The organism is Streptomyces sp. NPDC001493, assembly GCF_053597235.1.
In genome coordinates this window covers 1-14,146 of record NZ_JBSFHV010000013.1, presented here as the reverse complement: position 1 = coordinate 14,146, position 14,146 = coordinate 1, and the positions used below count along the sequence as shown (strand labels likewise).

General features: G+C 72.6%; 15 protein-coding genes. 5 read left to right on the top strand and 10 right to left on the bottom strand.

The features are described 5' to 3' along the window. Nucleotides 1-72: 72 nt before the first annotated feature. The gene (locus ACWCWD_RS19445) at nt 73-741 is read right to left on the bottom strand and encodes a methionine ABC transporter permease (protein ID WP_450774033.1); all 669 of its coding nucleotides are present in this window, start codon (nt 739-741) and stop codon (nt 73-75) included. Then, nucleotides 738-1,802, bottom strand: coding sequence for a methionine ABC transporter ATP-binding protein (locus ACWCWD_RS19440; RefSeq protein WP_450774032.1), 1,065 nt, complete (start codon nt 1,800-1,802; stop codon nt 738-740). Before ACWCWD_RS19440 ends, ACWCWD_RS19445 begins: the two co-directional genes overlap by 4 nt. Before the next feature lie 695 nt (nt 1,803-2,497). Between ACWCWD_RS19440 and ACWCWD_RS19435 the strand changes: the two genes are divergently transcribed. Both ACWCWD_RS19435 and ACWCWD_RS19430 read left to right on the top strand, forming a co-directional pair. Continuing rightward, nucleotides 2,498-2,857, top strand: a complete 360-nt coding sequence (locus tag ACWCWD_RS19435) for a hypothetical protein (protein WP_387371947.1) — start codon at nt 2,498-2,500, stop codon at nt 2,855-2,857. Nucleotide 2,858: 1 nt separating this feature from the next. Next, nucleotides 2,859-3,308, top strand: coding sequence for a hypothetical protein (locus ACWCWD_RS19430; RefSeq protein WP_390965551.1), 450 nt, complete (start codon nt 2,859-2,861; stop codon nt 3,306-3,308). Nucleotides 3,309-3,417: 109 nt separating this feature from the next. On the opposite strand, the gene ACWCWD_RS19425 is transcribed toward ACWCWD_RS19430, so the two are convergent. The 3 genes from ACWCWD_RS19425 to ACWCWD_RS19415 all read right to left on the bottom strand — a co-directional run bounded on the left by ACWCWD_RS19425 (nt 3,418) and on the right by ACWCWD_RS19415 (nt 5,964). Beyond that, the gene (locus ACWCWD_RS19425) at nt 3,418-3,924 is read right to left on the bottom strand and encodes a GNAT family N-acetyltransferase (RefSeq protein WP_450774031.1); all 507 of its coding nucleotides are present in this window, start codon (nt 3,922-3,924) and stop codon (nt 3,418-3,420) included. A 38-nt stretch (nt 3,925-3,962) separates the two neighbouring features. After that, complete coding sequence (locus ACWCWD_RS19420; RefSeq protein ID WP_450774182.1) at nt 3,963-4,472, bottom strand: sigma-70 family RNA polymerase sigma factor; 510 nt, start codon at nt 4,470-4,472, stop codon at nt 3,963-3,965. 292 nt (nt 4,473-4,764) lie between these two features. Further along, nucleotides 4,765-5,964, bottom strand: a complete 1,200-nt coding sequence (locus tag ACWCWD_RS19415) for a glycerophosphodiester phosphodiesterase (protein WP_450774030.1) — start codon at nt 5,962-5,964, stop codon at nt 4,765-4,767. A gap of 241 nt (nt 5,965-6,205) precedes the next feature. Here ACWCWD_RS19415 and ACWCWD_RS19410 point away from each other — a divergent pair, with 241 nt between their 5' ends. The 3 genes from ACWCWD_RS19410 to ACWCWD_RS19400 all read left to right on the top strand — a co-directional run bounded on the left by ACWCWD_RS19410 (nt 6,206) and on the right by ACWCWD_RS19400 (nt 8,383). After that, nucleotides 6,206-6,877 (top strand): lysophospholipid acyltransferase family protein, encoded by a 672-nt coding sequence (locus ACWCWD_RS19410; protein ID WP_266702446.1) that lies wholly within the window; start codon nt 6,206-6,208, stop codon nt 6,875-6,877. Between the two features lie 156 nt (nt 6,878-7,033). Beyond that, complete coding sequence (locus tag ACWCWD_RS19405; protein ID WP_450774181.1) at nt 7,034-7,774, top strand: class I SAM-dependent DNA methyltransferase; 741 nt, start codon at nt 7,034-7,036, stop codon at nt 7,772-7,774. 99 nt (nt 7,775-7,873) lie between these two features. Then, entirely contained in the window at nt 7,874-8,383 is a 510-nt protein-coding gene (locus ACWCWD_RS19400) for a hypothetical protein (RefSeq protein WP_450774029.1), read from the top strand. 39 nt (nt 8,384-8,422) lie between these two features. Here ACWCWD_RS19400 and ACWCWD_RS19395 read toward each other — a convergent pair whose 3' ends face one another. From ACWCWD_RS19395 to ACWCWD_RS19375, 5 genes are all read right to left on the bottom strand, one after another. Further along, nucleotides 8,423-9,394, bottom strand: coding sequence for an aldo/keto reductase (locus tag ACWCWD_RS19395; protein ID WP_450774028.1), 972 nt, complete (start codon nt 9,392-9,394; stop codon nt 8,423-8,425). Between the two features lie 225 nt (nt 9,395-9,619). After that, on the bottom strand, nt 9,620-11,059 hold the full coding sequence (argH, locus tag ACWCWD_RS19390) for an argininosuccinate lyase (protein WP_450774027.1): 1,440 nt from the start codon (nt 11,057-11,059) through the stop codon (nt 9,620-9,622). Between the two features lie 264 nt (nt 11,060-11,323). After that, nucleotides 11,324-12,541 (bottom strand): NAD(P)/FAD-dependent oxidoreductase, encoded by a 1,218-nt coding sequence (locus ACWCWD_RS19385; RefSeq protein WP_450774026.1) that lies wholly within the window; start codon nt 12,539-12,541, stop codon nt 11,324-11,326. Beyond that, the gene (locus tag ACWCWD_RS19380) at nt 12,538-12,735 is read right to left on the bottom strand and encodes a ferredoxin (protein ID WP_450774025.1); all 198 of its coding nucleotides are present in this window, start codon (nt 12,733-12,735) and stop codon (nt 12,538-12,540) included. Before ACWCWD_RS19380 ends, ACWCWD_RS19385 begins: the two co-directional genes overlap by 4 nt. Before the next feature lie 25 nt (nt 12,736-12,760). Further along, on the bottom strand, nt 12,761-13,999 hold the full coding sequence (locus ACWCWD_RS19375; RefSeq protein ID WP_450774024.1) for a cytochrome P450: 1,239 nt from the start codon (nt 13,997-13,999) through the stop codon (nt 12,761-12,763). Between the last annotated feature and the right edge of the window lie 147 nt (nt 14,000-14,146).

Below are 14,146 nucleotides of genomic sequence, written 5' to 3'. Positions count from 1 at the left end.
TTGGCCGTCGCCGCGCGTGGCTGCGGAAAGCGGGCGCGGGACGGAGTCGGTGGGCCGGCGCCGGAAGGCGCGTCAGGCGGTGCGGCCCCGGCGGGCCAGCAGGCGTCCGGCGAGGTCGCCGATGAGCTGCACGACGATCACGATGACGATGAGCAGCACGACGGTGACGATCATGAACTGGTTGTCGAAGCGCTGGAATCCGTAGGTGACGGCCTTGGAGCCGAGCCCCTCGCCGCCCACGGCGCCGGCCATCGCGGAGTAGCCGATGAGCACGATCACGGTGGTGGTGATGCCGGAGATCAGCGAGGGCAGTGCCTGCGGCAGCAGGACCTTCCGCACGATGGTGGGGATGGAGCCGCCCATCGACTGGACCGCTTCGACGAGGCCGTGGTCGACCTCGCGGACGGCGGTCTCCACCAGGCGCGCGAAGAAGGGGATGGCGCCGACGGCCAGCGGGACGATCATCGCGGTCGGGCCGATGAAGGTGCCGACGACCCAGGTCGTGAAGGGGATCAGCGCGATCAGCAGGATGATGAAGGGCAGCGAGCGGCCGATGTTGACGACCGCGCCGACGATCTTGTTGACCGCGGTGTTCTGGAGCAGTCCGCCCTTGTCGGTGAGGACCAGCAGTACACCGAGGGGCAGGCCGACGGCGACGGTGATGACCGCCGACCACAGCACCATGTAGAGGGTGTCGACGGTGCCCTGGGTCAGCAGGGGCTGCATTTCGGACCAGGTCACTTCGCGGCCTCCTTGGTGAGCGGGGCGGTGGTCTGTACGGGGATCGCGGTGGCGGCCGCCTCGTCCACGACCTCGGCCCGCAGCCCCTGCTCGCGCAGGAAGCCGATGGGCACGACGTTCTCCTCGAATCCGCCGGGCAGCTCGATGCGCATCCGGCCGATCTGGTTGCCGCCCACGGTGTCCATGGCCGCGCCGAGGATCGAGATGTCGATGTTGTACGTACGGGAGAGCTGGGAGATCACCGGACGGCCGGCGGCCTCGCCGTGGAAGGTGACGTCGACGACCGTGCGGCCGGGGCCGGAGGTGCCGCCGCCGACCGGGAAGAGTTCGTCGGCCAGCTCGGAGCCGGGGGTGGCGAGGAGTTCGCCGACCGTGCCGGACTCGACCACGCGGCCATGGCGCATCAGCGCGGCGGAGTCGCAGACCGTCTTGACGACGTCCATCTCGTGGGTGATGAGCAGCACGGTCAGGCCGAGCTGCTGGTTGAGGTCGCGCAGCAGCTGGAGGATGGAGCGGGTGGTCTCGGGGTCCAGCGCCGAGGTCGCCTCGTCGGAGAGGAGCACCTTCGGGTCGCCGGCCAGGGCGCGGGCGATGCCGACGCGCTGCTTCTGGCCGCCGGAGAGCTGTCCGGGGTACGCCTTCGCCTTGTCGCCGAGGCCGACCATGTCGAGCAGTTCGAGGGCCTTGCGGGAGCGGTCGCGGCCGGGCACGCCGAGGATCTCCAGCGGGAGTTCCACGTTGCCCTGGACGGTGCGTGAGGCCAGCAGGTTGAAGTGCTGGAAGACCATGCCGATACGGCTGCGCGCCTCGCGCAGCTCCTTGCTCGCCCGGCGACCCCGGCCGGCGAGGGCGGTGAGGTCCTGGCCGGCCACGGTCACGGTGCCGGAGGTGGGGCGCTCCAGCAGGTTGACGCAGCGGATGAGGGAGGACTTGCCGGCGCCGCTCTGGCCGATGACGCCGAAGACCTCGCCCTCCTCGACGTGCAGATCGACTCCGTCGAGCGCGGTGACCTCGCGGTCGCGCGACTGGTAGACCTTCGTGAGGCCCGAAGTGGTGATCACAGGGTTTCCGTCACTGTCGAGTGCTCGCGGCGTGGTTGTGCGCCGGGCACGGGGCATTCGTCCGAGGGAGACTCACCGGCCCTCGTCGGCCGGGGTCTCGGCACGGCCGCGGCACAGGGGTGCCGGTCGAGGCCGTGCGGGGCCGACGCGTTCCTGCCCGGGCGACCGGGAGGCGACGGCGTCGGCGGGTTCTCGCTTCGGGGCGCGAGACACTGGCGGGGGCCCTCAGATGGCGCGCATTCGACACATACAACGAGCACCGGGCGTACTGATCGCCTCGGTCGCAAGGGTGCGGCTGCTCGTCGTGGTCATGTCCCAAGTAAAACAGACGTAACAGAACGCGGAACCGGCGCGTCCGCATACCGGACTCCCGGACGGGGACCGCCGCTCCCCGTCGTACCGCCGCCACCTTTTCCCCGTACACCTCGCTGACCTGCGCAAACGTGAGGCCGGACCGGACCCGGCCGGCCGGGGTCCGCGTCTTCGCCCGGTCGGGGCGTCTGTGGCGGACGCCACGGCCCCACCCCTCTGCGGGACCGCGCACCGGCCTCCGGGGGAGAGCCGCGGGGGCCCGCCACCGGCCGTCGGGGGCCGTCCGCCCTCCTTCGTGGAGCCCGTCCGCCCTCCTTCGTATACGACCGCGGGGAGCCGGGGCCGGGGGCGGGCACGGGGGCCGGCCGTAATACCCTCGGCACATGCTCGACGCCCTGACGGTCACGCTCGCCGTGGCCGCGCTCGCCCTCGCCGCCTGGTGCGGATTCGCCGCATACCGGGACCAGCCGACCAAGGACTGGCACTTCATCGGTATGGCGGTCGTCACGCTGCTGGCGCTCGCCCAGCTGGTGGTGGGGATCGTGCAACTGGCGCGCGGCGAGCGCCCGGAACAGGGCATGACGATCTTCATCTGCTATCTCATCGGCTGTTTCGCGGCCGTGCCCGCCGCCGGTTTCCTCTCGTTGACCGAGCGGACCCGCTGGGGCTCGGCGACGGTGGCCGCCGGCGCGGTGGTGCTGGCCGTGCTCGAAGTACGGCTCTACGACATCTGGGGAAACTGACGTGACCGACACCGATCGCACCGAGACCCCCGCGTCGGCCGGAGCGACGGCGCAGAAGCCGTCGTTCGACCTGGGGACCGGCCCCGGACGCGTACTCGTCTGGTTCTACGGGGTGTTCACGGTCGCCGCCGCCTCGCGGGCGATCGTCCAGATCATTCTGGACTTCGGCAAGGCGCCGCTGGCGTACGCGCTGTCGGCCGTCGCCGCCCTGGTGTACGGGTTCATCACGTACTCCCTGGTGCGCGGCGGGGAGAAGGCCCGTCGGGCCGCCCTGGTCTGCTGCGCCGCCGAGCTGACGGGCGTTCTGATCGTCGGTACGTGGACGATGGTGGAGCCCTCCGCCTTCGCCGACGCCACCGTCTGGTCGGACTTCGGCATGGGCTACGTCTTCATCCCGGTGATCCTCCCGATCACCGGACTGCTCTGGCTGCGCCGGGCCAAGCGGGCCTGAGCCAGGCTCCGTTCCGGGGCCTGCGTCCTGAGGAGATCGCGCGGTCCCGCCCCGCACCGTGCGTCCGGGCGGGACTTCGCGTTTCTCGACGGCCGGCGACCCGGGGGTGTTACGCGCTCGCCAGGTACTCCTGGGCCGCCGGGACTTCCTTCTCCAGCAGGATCAGGCGTACCCCGTCCTCACCCGTCTCCGCGCCGACCTGCGCGTATCCGGCGCGGCGGTAGAGGCGCAGATTGCTCTCGCTGCGGTGCCCGGTGTGCAGCCGGAAGCGGGTGGCGGCGCGGTCGGACGCGAGTCCGGCCTCCGCGGCGCGCAGCAGCCGGGCGCCGAGGCCGTGGCCCTGGAGCCGGGGGTGGACGCAGAGTTTGGCGATCCGGCCGGTGCCGTCGTCCGCGGTGGATCCCCGGACCGCGCCGACGACCTCGTCGCCGAGCCGGGCCACGAAGACCAGGTCGGTGGCGAGTTCGGCCTGGACGGACTCCAGGGTCTGGACGAGCGGGTCGATCCGGTAGTTCCCGTAGAGCTCCGCCTCGCTCTGGAAACAGAGGTACTGGAGCCTGAAGAGCTGTTCGGCGTCGTCCGGGGTCGCCGCCGAGATGATCACGCTCATGCCCATGTGTGCATGCCTCCCGCTCACCTGATAGGCCGGTTTGTCTAACGCACCTTTCCCCGTGCACGGGGAGCGGCAACCTTCGCCGCGAGGATTGTGCGGAGACATCCCAGACATCGGGAACGCATCGGCCCCAGACTCCCCTGTGACATACCCAACTCCCCCGCGATCTCGCGGTAGGTGCGGTCGCCCGGGTCGAGCAGCGCGGTCAGCAGTCCGGTGCAGCGGCCGGGCAGCCGGGCGACGGCCGCGCGCAACGCCCTGCGCTCGTCGGCGCCGAGGGTCGCGAGCTCGGGGCAGCCGGCCGGTCCGGCGTCGGGTCCGCCGTCCGCGTGCGGGTGTTCGCGCAGGGCGGCGCGCCGGGCCCGGCGCACATCGGCACGTACGGTGTCGCGCACCCAGCGGGCGGGGTCGGGCAGCGGGGCGCCGGAGGCGAGGCGCTCCAGCAGCCGGAGCCAGACGGTCTGTTCGAGGTCGGCCGGGTCCGTTCCGGCCGCCGGGGCCTCGGCCGTCACCTCCGCGCGGACCAGCGGATGCAGGGCCGTCAGCACCACGACGGCGTACGCGGTGGGAGCGGCCGGCCCGCGGTCGGCACGGTCGGCACGGTCGGCACAATCGGCGGCGCCCGCGGCGGGTTGATCGGCACGGCGGTCGACGCGGTGGTCGACGCGTTGGTCGGCAGGGGTAGCGGCGCGGTGGCCGGCGGGGGTCACGCCCGCTCAACGGCTTCCGCGCACGGCTGGTTGCCGTGCGCGGGAAGTCCCACCCGACCGGGGCACGGCGGGCCCTGGGCTGACGCGGCCCCGGAGGCGGGGCGGCCGCACCCCGGCCGGGTGGAGGGGCCCGTCAGGCGCGGCGGGCATCGGCCGCCGCGAGGAGCGCGGTGTCGGCGTTGTCGGAGAAGATGCCGTCGATGCCCGTGGCGAAGTACGCGCGGAAGGCCCCGAAGGCGTCCCCGTAGGCGTTGGGGTCGGTGCCCCGGCGGAACTCGGCGGGCAGGAAGGTGTTCTCGTTGCGCATTGTGTACGGGTGGAGGATCAGCCCCTGCGCGTGCGCGTCCCGGACCAGGGTGGTCGGGGCGGCGAGACGGCCGGCGGAGTCCCTCGGGACGACCAGGTCGAGGGTGGGTCCGATGCCCTGGGCGAAGGAGGCGATCCACTTCAGTCCGGCCGGGGTGACGAGGTCGGCGACGGTGCGCGGGTCGCCCGCCTCGGTGAAGTCCCAGGGGCGGGAGTTCGCGCCGGCGAGCAGCACGATGCGCGGGGTGGAGACCAGCCGGGAGAGCCGCCGCACGGAGTCGGGCTCGAAGGACTGGAGGATGAGGGCGGCGTCGGCACGGTCGCGTCCGTACCTGCGCAGCAGCTTGGCGAGCGGCTCCTCCAGGGCGAGGCCGAGGCCCCGGAAGTACGAGGGGTGCTTGGTCTCGGTGTAGAGCCAGACCGGCTTGCCGCGCTTGCGGCCCTCGGCGTCGGCCCAGCGCAGGACCTCCTCGAAGGTGGGGATCTCCCAGCGGCCGTCGTAGAGGGTGTTCTTCTGGCGGTTGCCGGGGATGCGCTCGGTGGCGCGCAGGGTCTTCAGCTCGGCGAGGGTGAAGTCCTCGGTGAACCAGCCGGTCAGCGCGGTCCCGTCGACCGTCTTGGTGGTCCTGCGGCCCGCGAACTCGGGGTGGGAGGCGACGTCGGTGGTGCCGCTGATGTCGTTCTCGTGGCGGCAGACGAGGTGGCCGTCCTTGGTCGGGACGACGTCCTGCTCCACGATGTCCGCACCGAGGTCCAGGGCGAGCTGGTAGGAGCCGAGGGTGTGCTCGGGGCGGTAGCCGCTGGCGCCCCGGTGGCCGACGACGGTGGGGACGGGCAGGTCCCGCAGCGAGCGTCCGGCGCCGCGGCCCTCGCCCTGGTGCCCGGCGTTCCCGCGCGCGTCGTCGTCACGGCCGCGGTCGGCGGCCGCGGCGGTACCGGCGGCCGACAGGCCGACAGCGGTCGTTCCGAGCACCGCGGCTCCGAGCAGGGCCCGGCGGCCGGGGCTCTTGCGCGTACGCTCTGTCATGGACGCTCCTCGCATGTGATGTTCGGCGGCGGCACCGGGCTCCGGCGCGGCCCCGAGCGTAGGCAGCGGTGCCGTACCGGGGGCGGCAGGCGGGCCAACGCACGGCGAACACATGTCAACACTGCGTATCCAGTGAGTGAACCCGATGTGCGGTCGGCGGGTCGCCGCGAGTATCGTCCTCACCTGCACAGACCATCGCGTCACCGCCCCGGCCGGCCCGGCCACGACACCGGAGGAACCGTTGTCCCGACTCACGGTCATCAAGGCAGTGCTCGGACCGATCCTGCGCCTGATGTTCCGGCCTCAGATCGAGGGCGCCGAGAACATCCCCGGAACCGGTCCGGTGATCCTCGCGGGCAACCACCTCACCTTCATCGACTCGCTGATCATGCCGATCTGCTGCGACCGGCCGGTGTACTACATCGGCAAGGACGAGTACGTGACCGGCAAGGGCATCAAGGGCCGCATGATGGCCTGGTTCTTCACCGGCAGCGGCATGATCCCGGTGGACCGCGACGGTGGCCGGGGCGGCGTCGCCGCGCTGATGACGGGCCGCCGGGTGCTGGACGAGGGCGGCGCCTTCGCCATCTACCCGGAGGGCACCCGCTCCCCCGACGGCCGGCTGTACCGCGGCCGTACGGGCATCGCGCGCCTCACCCTGATGACGGGCGCGCCGGTGGTTCCGTTCGCGATGATCGGCACCGACAAGCTCCAGCCGGGCGGCGCCGGGATCCCGCGCCCCGGCAAGGTGACGGTCCGTTTCGGCGAGCCGATGGAGTTCTCCCGGTACGAGGGCATGGACCGCGACCGCTATGTGCTGCGCGCGGTGACGGACTCGGTGATGTCCGAGGTCATGCGCCTCTCCGGCCAGGAGTACGTGGACATGTACGCGACGAAGGCGAAGGCCGCGTAGCGGTACGGGCTTCCGGGCCCGCCGGGCGGGAGAGCTTCCTCTCCCGGGCGGCGGGCCCTTCGCATGCCCGGACGCCCGCGGGGAAAATCGCGGGCGCGGCGGGCCGCCGGGCGGTACGGTCCCGGCGTGACCGACAAGAACGTGTCCGACAAGAACGTGACCGACAAGACGGATTACTTCGGAGAGCCGATCGCGGCGAGGTACGACGATCCCTCGGACGGCATGTTCGCGCCGGATCTGGTGGCGGCGACGGCGGAGTTCCTGGCCGGGCTGGCGGGTACGGGCCGGGCGCTCGAACTCGGCATCGGCACCGGGCGGATCGCGCTGCCGCTGGCGCGGCGCGGGGTCCCGGTGCACGGCATCGACCTGTCCCGGGCGATGGTGGAGCGGCTGCGCGCCAAGCCGGGCGGCGACGCGATCGGGGTGACCTTCGGGGACTTCACCGGGACGAAGGTGGACGGCACCTTCACCCTCGCCTACCTCGTCTTCAACACGATCATGAATCTGACGACCCAGGCGGATCAGGTGGCCTGCTTCCGCAACGTCGCGGACCATCTCGAACCGGGCGGCGTCTTCGTGATCGAGGTGATGGTCCCCGAGCTGCGCAAGCTCCCGCCCGGTCAGCGGATCGTGCCCTTCCACACGAGTCCGACGCGCTGGGCGTACGACGAGTACGACGTCGCCACCCAGTCGGTGAGCTCGAACTACGTGGACGTCGTGGACGGGCGGGGCGACTTCCGTTCGATCCCGTTCCGCTACGTGTGGCCGGCCGAGCTCGACCTGATGGCGCAGCTCGCGGGGATGCGGCTGCGGGAGCGCTTCGAGGACTGGGACCGGAGCCCGTTCGGCAACGAGAGCTCCCGGCACGTCTCGGTGTGGGAGAAGCCGGCCGGCTGACCGCGCCGCCCCGGGACACACCCCGGGGCAGGCGGCCCCGGGGGACCCGACGGCCGTACTTCGTTACCGCTCCGGGCCGCCGGGCGGCAGCATGGGGGCATGGGCACCAAGCCGCTGCTGCTGATCGACATCGATGGTCCGCTCAACCCGTACATGGCGCTGGCCGGGGCGCGGAACCCGGAGGGGTACCGGCGTCTGCGGATGCGTCCGACGGGGTGGGAGATGGGGCAGGGCCTGCCGGTGCTGCTCAATCCGGCGCACGGCGGCGAGCTGCTGGCGCTGGCCGACCGGTACGAACTGGTCTGGGCGACCACCTGGAAGGACGAGGCCAACGAGTGGGTCGGCCCGCCGCTGGGGCTGCCGCCGCTGCCTTTCGTCGACTGGCCGGTGGTGGGCGGGACCGCGGGCGACGGGGTCTTCTGGAAGACCCCGCACGTCGTGGCGTACGCGGCCGGGCGGCCGTTCGCCTGGATCGACGACGAGGTCGGCGAGCCGGACCGGGCCTGGGTGGCGGCCCACCACCCCGGCCCGGCGCTGCTGCGTCGGATCGATCCGGCCGTCGGCCTGGAGCGGCCGGACTTCGACGCGCTGGCCGCCTGGGCGGCCTGAGGCGCGTCGGGCCCGGGGCGGCCGTCAGCTCCGGGGGCGTCAGTTCCAGGGGAGGGTGGCCCGGTACCGCCAGTACGCCTCCGGGTCCTCCACCAGGCTGCCGAACCGGGCGCGCTCCTCCTCGTCGAGGTCGAGCGTGACGGCGTGCAGGTTGCCGGAGAGCTGGCCGACCGTGGCGGCGCCGGAGAGGACGACCCCGGCCCAGGGCTGGTGGAGCACATGGGCGAGGGCCACCGCGTCGCTGCCGAGTTCCCGGTCGAGGGCGATCTCGCGGATCAGCGCCGGGGCCTGCGTACCGGCCAGCCGCCCGTTCGCCATGCCCTCCTTGACGATCACCGTGAGTCCGGCTTCGTGGGCCTCGGCGAGCGCCGGGCCCGCCGAGGTCTCCAGGGCGTTGAAGGTGGCCTGGACGGTACGGAAGAGAGGCTCGCCGTCGACCGTGACGGCGAGGGCCGCCAGGATGGCGTCCCGCTGGCCGGGGCCGCTGGTGGAGAGGCCGATCGTGACGCCCTCGGCGGCCAGGTCGGCGAGCCGGGCGTGCAGTTCCTTGTCGGTGAGGGCCGGGCTGTCGGCGGTCACCGAGTGGATCTGGTAGAGGTCGAGCCGGTCGCCGAGCAGGGCGCGGGTCTCGGCACGCTGGCGGTCGAAGGTGCCCACCCCGTGGTCCTTGACCTCGTGGGCCTCGGCCCGCACGGACCAGTCGGCGGTGTAGGTGTAGCCCCATTTGCTGCCGACCACCACGTCGGTGAGGGCGGGGCGGGCGGTCAGCCACTCGGCGAGGAACGCCTCGGAGCGGCCGTAGGAGCGGGCCACGTCGATGTAGCGGACGCCCTGGGCGTAGGCCGCGTCCAGGAGTTCATGGGTGCGGTCGCGCAGGGCGTCGGGGGTGCGGTCCTCGGGCAGGTCGAGGTCGCGGTGGAGATTGATGTAGCCGGGCCTGCCGACGGCGGCCAGGCCGAGCCCGATGTGGGCGGTCGAGGCGGTGGCCGCGGTCAGGCGGTCGAACGGCATCGCGGGCTCCTCGTGGTCCGGGGGCGGTGCTGTGCGGGGGCGGTGTTGTGCGGGGGGGCGGTGCTTCCCCTCCCCCGTCAACGTAGCCCGCGGTGCCGTTCGTACACCTCTTGCCTCACCCGGAACCGCCCGGAACCGCCCGGGACCACTCCAGGAGAACCCCGGGACGGCCCGCGACCACGCGTCCGGACCGGGCGGGCGGGCCCGGTCCGGACGGGGGGCCGGTTACTTCCGGGCGGTCGCCCAGGCGTGCTGGACCGCGAGGTCCTGCTTGACCTCGGCGAGCTGGACCGCGACGGCGGACGGGGCCGTGCCGCCGCGGCCGTTGCGCGAGGCGAGCGCGCCGGGCACGTCGAGGACGGTACGGACCTCGGGCGTGAGGTGCTCGGAGATCTTCGCGAACTGCTCGTCGGTCAGCTCGTCGAGCTCGATGCCGTGGTGCTCGCACTCCTTGACGCACTCGCCGGCGACCTCGTGCGCGACCCGGAACGGCACGCCCTGCTTGACCAGCCACTCGGCGATGTCGGTGGCGAGCGAGAAGCCCGCCGGAGCCAGCTCCTCCATGCGCTCCCGGTTGACGGTGAGCGTGGCCATCATGCCGGTGAAGGCGGGGAGCAGGATCTCCAGCTGGTCGCAGGAGTCGAAGACGGGCTCCTTGTCCTCCTGGAGGTCGCGGTTGTACGCGAGCGGGAGGGCCTTGAGGGTCGCCAGCAGGCCGGTCAGGTTGCCGATGAGCCGCCCCGACTTGCCGCGCGCCAGCTCCGCGATGTCCGGGTTCTTCTTCTGCGGCATGATCGAGGAACCGGTGGAGAACGCGTCGTGCAGGGTGACGAAGGAGAACTCCTTCGTGTTCCAGATGATGATCTCCTCGGCGATCCGGGAGAGGTTGATCCCGGTCATCGCGGTGATGAACGCGAACTCGGCGACGAAGTCGCGCGAGGCGGTGCCGTCGATGGAGTTGGCGACGGAGCCGCGCTCGAAGCCGAGGTCGGCGGCGACCGCCTCCGGGTCGAGCCCGAGGGAGGAACCGGCCAGCGCGCCGGAGCCGTACGGCGAGACGGCCGTCCGCTCGTCCCACTGGCGCAGCCGCTCGGCGTCCCGGGAGAACGCCTGTACGTGGGCGAGGACGTGGTGGGCGAAGAGCACCGGCTGGGCGTGCTGGAGGTGGGTACGGCCGGGCATGGCGACGTCCGGGTGGGCCTCGGCGAGGCCGACCAGCGCGTCCTGGAGCTCGGCGAGCAGGCCGCCGATGATCCGGGCGTGGTCGCGCAGGTACATCCGGAAGAGCGTGGTGACCTGGTCGTTGCGGGACCGGCCGGCGCGGAGCTTGCCGCCGAGGTCCTTGCCGACGCGCTCCAGCAGGCCGCGCTCCAGTGCGGTGTGGACGTCCTCGTCGGCGACGGTGCCGGTGAACGAGCCGTCGGCGACGTCGGCTTCGAGCTGGTCGAGTCCGCCGGTCATGCGGGTGAGCTCGTCCTCGGTGAGCAGGCCGGCCTTGTTCAGGACACGCGCGTGGGCACGGGATCCGGCGATGTCGTAGGGAGCCAGCCGCCAGTCGAAGTGGACGGAGGCGGACAGCTTGGCCAGCGCCTCGGCCGGTCCGTCGGCGAAACGGCCGCCCCAGAGGCGTACGTCGCTGTTGCCGTTGCCGTTGGCGTTGCTCACTGCGTGCTCCTCGAAGAACAAGGGGGTGGATGTGCGACCGCCTCCCCGCCGCGGAGGATCGGGGAGGCCGGTTTCGTACGCGTGGTGCGGGCGTGGCGCGCGCCGTAGGGGGCGGGGTCACGCCGGGCGGCGGCGGTCTTCGCGGAGGGGGTTGGAGATCCTCCGCGGTGCACCCACCGTCGGTATAACTATGCAATCCTCCGTATGTTTTGTCAACGCGGCCGACGGCGGGCGCTCACCCCGGTGGTGGAGGTGCGGGATGCCTCAGGCGGCAGGCGCTGGTTCAACGGCCCATGCCTGCCAGGGGGTACGGGCCGCGATCGCCGCCCGCCACGGGCGCAGCGCCTTCGGCGGCGTGCCCACCGCCGCCACCCCGGTCAGGAAGGGGCCGGTGCGGTAGGCGACGACGAAGGAGCCGTCGGCCATGTCCCCGTCGACGAGGCGGGCCTCGTCGTGGTCGCGGAGGTGCCCGTACGCCTGGATCTTCAGCCCGTACTGGTCGGACCAGAAGTAGGGGACGGGTGCGAACGGCCGGGGACGGCCGGGGTTCAGGAGGTTGCGGGCCGCGGCCATGCCCTGCTCGGCGGCGTTCGTACGGTGCTCGACCCGCATGCCGGTACCGAAGAGCGGGTTGTGCCAGCGGGCCACGTCCCCGGCGGCGTGGATGCCGGGGGCCGCGGCGCAGTACGCGTCGCATCCCACCCCGTCGGTCAGGTCGAGGCCGCTGCCCGCGAGCCACTCGGTGTTGGGCCGGGTGCCGATGGCGACCAGTACGTCGTCGGCCTCGGCCTCCGTGCCGTCGGACAGGTGTACCCCCGCGGCCCGGCCCGCGACCGTCCTGATCCCGGTGGCGCTCGTACCGGTTCTCAGGTCCACGCCGTGGTCCCGGTGGAGCCGGGCCAGGCGGGCGCCCATCCGCCGGCCGAGGACATGGGCGAGCGGGACGTCGGCGGGCTCGACGAGGGTGACCGCGGCGCCGAGCGAACGGGCGGCGGCGGCCGCTTCCGTACCGAGGAACCCGGCGCCCACCACGACCAGCCGGCCGCCCGCCGTCAGGCGGTCACGGAGCGCCAGGGCGTCCCCCAGGTCGCGCAGGACGTGGACGCCCGGGGTGCCGCACTCCGGCAGGCGGCGGGGCCGGACCCCGGTGGCGACGACCAGGTTGTCGTAGCGGAGTTCGGTGCCGTCGGCGAGGGTCACCGTCCGTGCGGCCGGGGACAGGGCGGCGGCGGGTACCCCGAGCCGCAGGTCCAGCCCGAGGGCCTCCAGGTCCTCGGGGCGGCGCAGCCGCAGGCGGTCGGCCCGCCATTCCCCGGTGAGGATCTGTTTCGACAACGGCGGCCGGTCGTAGGGAGGGTGGGCTTCCTCGCCCACGAGCGTGAGGGAGCCGTCGAACCCCTCGCGCCGCAGGGTTTCGGCGGCCGACAGACCTGCCGCCGAGGCGCCCACCACCACGATGCGGCGCGGCGGCGCCGACGTCACTCCTCTTCCTCCAGCCAGATCGCCGCGGCCGGGCAGACGGCCACGGACTCCCGCACGTCCTCGTGGTGCACGGCTTCCGGCCGGTCGACGAGGACCTGGACGATGCCGTCGTCGTCCTGATCGAAGACGGCCGGGGCGGCCAGGACGCACTGCCCGGACGCGACGCACTTGGGCTGGTCGACTTTGACGCGCATGCGCTTCTCGTTTCTGTGGTCGGTACTACCAGGTGACGGGCAGCTCGTAGACGCCGTAGATGACGCCGTCGTGCTTGAAGCGGAGCTGGTCGACTCCGGTGGCCAGGGCCAGGGTGGGGATGCGCCGGTAGAGGGTGCTGTAGACGACCTGGAGTTCCACCCGGGCCAGCGGCTGGCCGAGGCACTGGTGGACGCCGAACCCGAAGGCGACGTGACGGCGGGCGTCGCGGGTGAGGTCGAGCCGGTCGGGGTCGGGGAAGAGCTCCGGATCGCGATTGGCGATGTCCGCGGCGCAGATCACGCCGTCCCCGGCGCGCAGGGTGACGCCGCCGATCTCGATGTCCTCCACCGCCACGCGCAGGCGGCCGAAGTGGACGATGGTGAGGTAGCGCAGCAGCTCCTCCACCGCGGCGGCGACCTCCTTGGGATCGTCGCTGTCGCGGAGCAGGGCGAGCTGGTCCGGGTGCTGCAGCAGGGCGACCGTGCCCAGCGCGATCATGTTGGCGGTGGTCTCGTGGCCCGCGGCGAGCAGCAGCGAGCCCATCTCGGCGGCTTCGCGCGCCGTCAGCTCCCCGGTGGCCACGCGCTTGGTGGCCAGGTCGGAGAGGATGTCGTCGCCGGGCTCGGCCAGCTTGTCGGTCAGCAGGCCCTCCAGGTAGTCGATGAGCGCCTCGGATGCGGCGATCACCTCCTCGGGATCACCGTTGCGGCGGACCAGGACCTTGGTGTGCTTCTGGAAGAAGTCGTGCTTCTCGTAGGGCACCCCCAGCAGTTCGCAGATCACCAGGCTGGGCAGCGGCAGCGCGAACGCCTCGACGAGGTCCACCGGCCCGGGGGCGGCCAGCATGGTGTCCAGCAGATCGTCGACGATGCGCTGGATCGCGGGCCGCATCGCCTCCACCTTCTTGATCGCGAAGGGGGCCGTCACCATCCGGCGCAGCCGGGCGTGGTCGGGGTCGTCCATGGTGATGAAGGTCTGGCGGGTCCCGGCCCGGGCCTTCGCCCCGGCGTCGCGGTGGGGATACCCCGGACGGGCGGGGTCGGCGCTGATGCGCGGATCGCCGAGCAGGGCGCGCACCTGGTCGTGGCGGGTGATCAGCCAGGGGGTGCTGCCGTCCCACAGGCGCACCCGCGAGATGGGCCCGCCGTCCCGCTGTTCCCGCAGCGCGGGGGGCGGATCGAACGGGCAGCCGGTCGCCCTGGCCATCGGATACTCGGTGTGGGGGGTCGGCGTCGTCGCGGTGGTGGTCACGGTCTCGGTCATGCCTGCCTCCTCGGCAGAAGGACGTCGGACGGAATCCCTCGCGGAACTAGGTCGTGTGTCGGAAGTGGCGCCGTCCGCCCGGAGGGCGGGTCCGGCGGCGTCCGGTGCGTGCGATCGCAAGGCGGAGGGTCGCCCCGATACTGGATG

Excerpts from the sequence above, each read along its gene's own strand:
- ACWCWD_RS19395 (WP_450774028.1), bottom strand. The coding sequence starts at position 9,394 with ATGCCGTTCGACCGCCTGACCGCGGCCACCGCCTCGACCGCCCACATC.
- ACWCWD_RS19400 (WP_450774029.1), top strand. The coding sequence starts at position 7,874 with ATGGGCACCAAGCCGCTGCTGCTGATCGACATCGATGGTCCGCTCAAC.
- ACWCWD_RS19375 (WP_450774024.1), bottom strand. The coding sequence starts at position 13,999 with ATGACCGAGACCGTGACCACCACCGCGACGACGCCGACCCCCCACACC.
- ACWCWD_RS19415 (WP_450774030.1), bottom strand. The coding sequence starts at position 5,964 with ATGACAGAGCGTACGCGCAAGAGCCCCGGCCGCCGGGCCCTGCTCGGA.
- ACWCWD_RS19435 (WP_387371947.1), top strand. The coding sequence starts at position 2,498 with ATGCTCGACGCCCTGACGGTCACGCTCGCCGTGGCCGCGCTCGCCCTC.
- ACWCWD_RS19425 (WP_450774031.1), bottom strand. The coding sequence starts at position 3,924 with ATGGGCATGAGCGTGATCATCTCGGCGGCGACCCCGGACGACGCCGAA.
- ACWCWD_RS19380 (WP_450774025.1), bottom strand. The coding sequence starts at position 12,735 with ATGCGCGTCAAAGTCGACCAGCCCAAGTGCGTCGCGTCCGGGCAGTGC.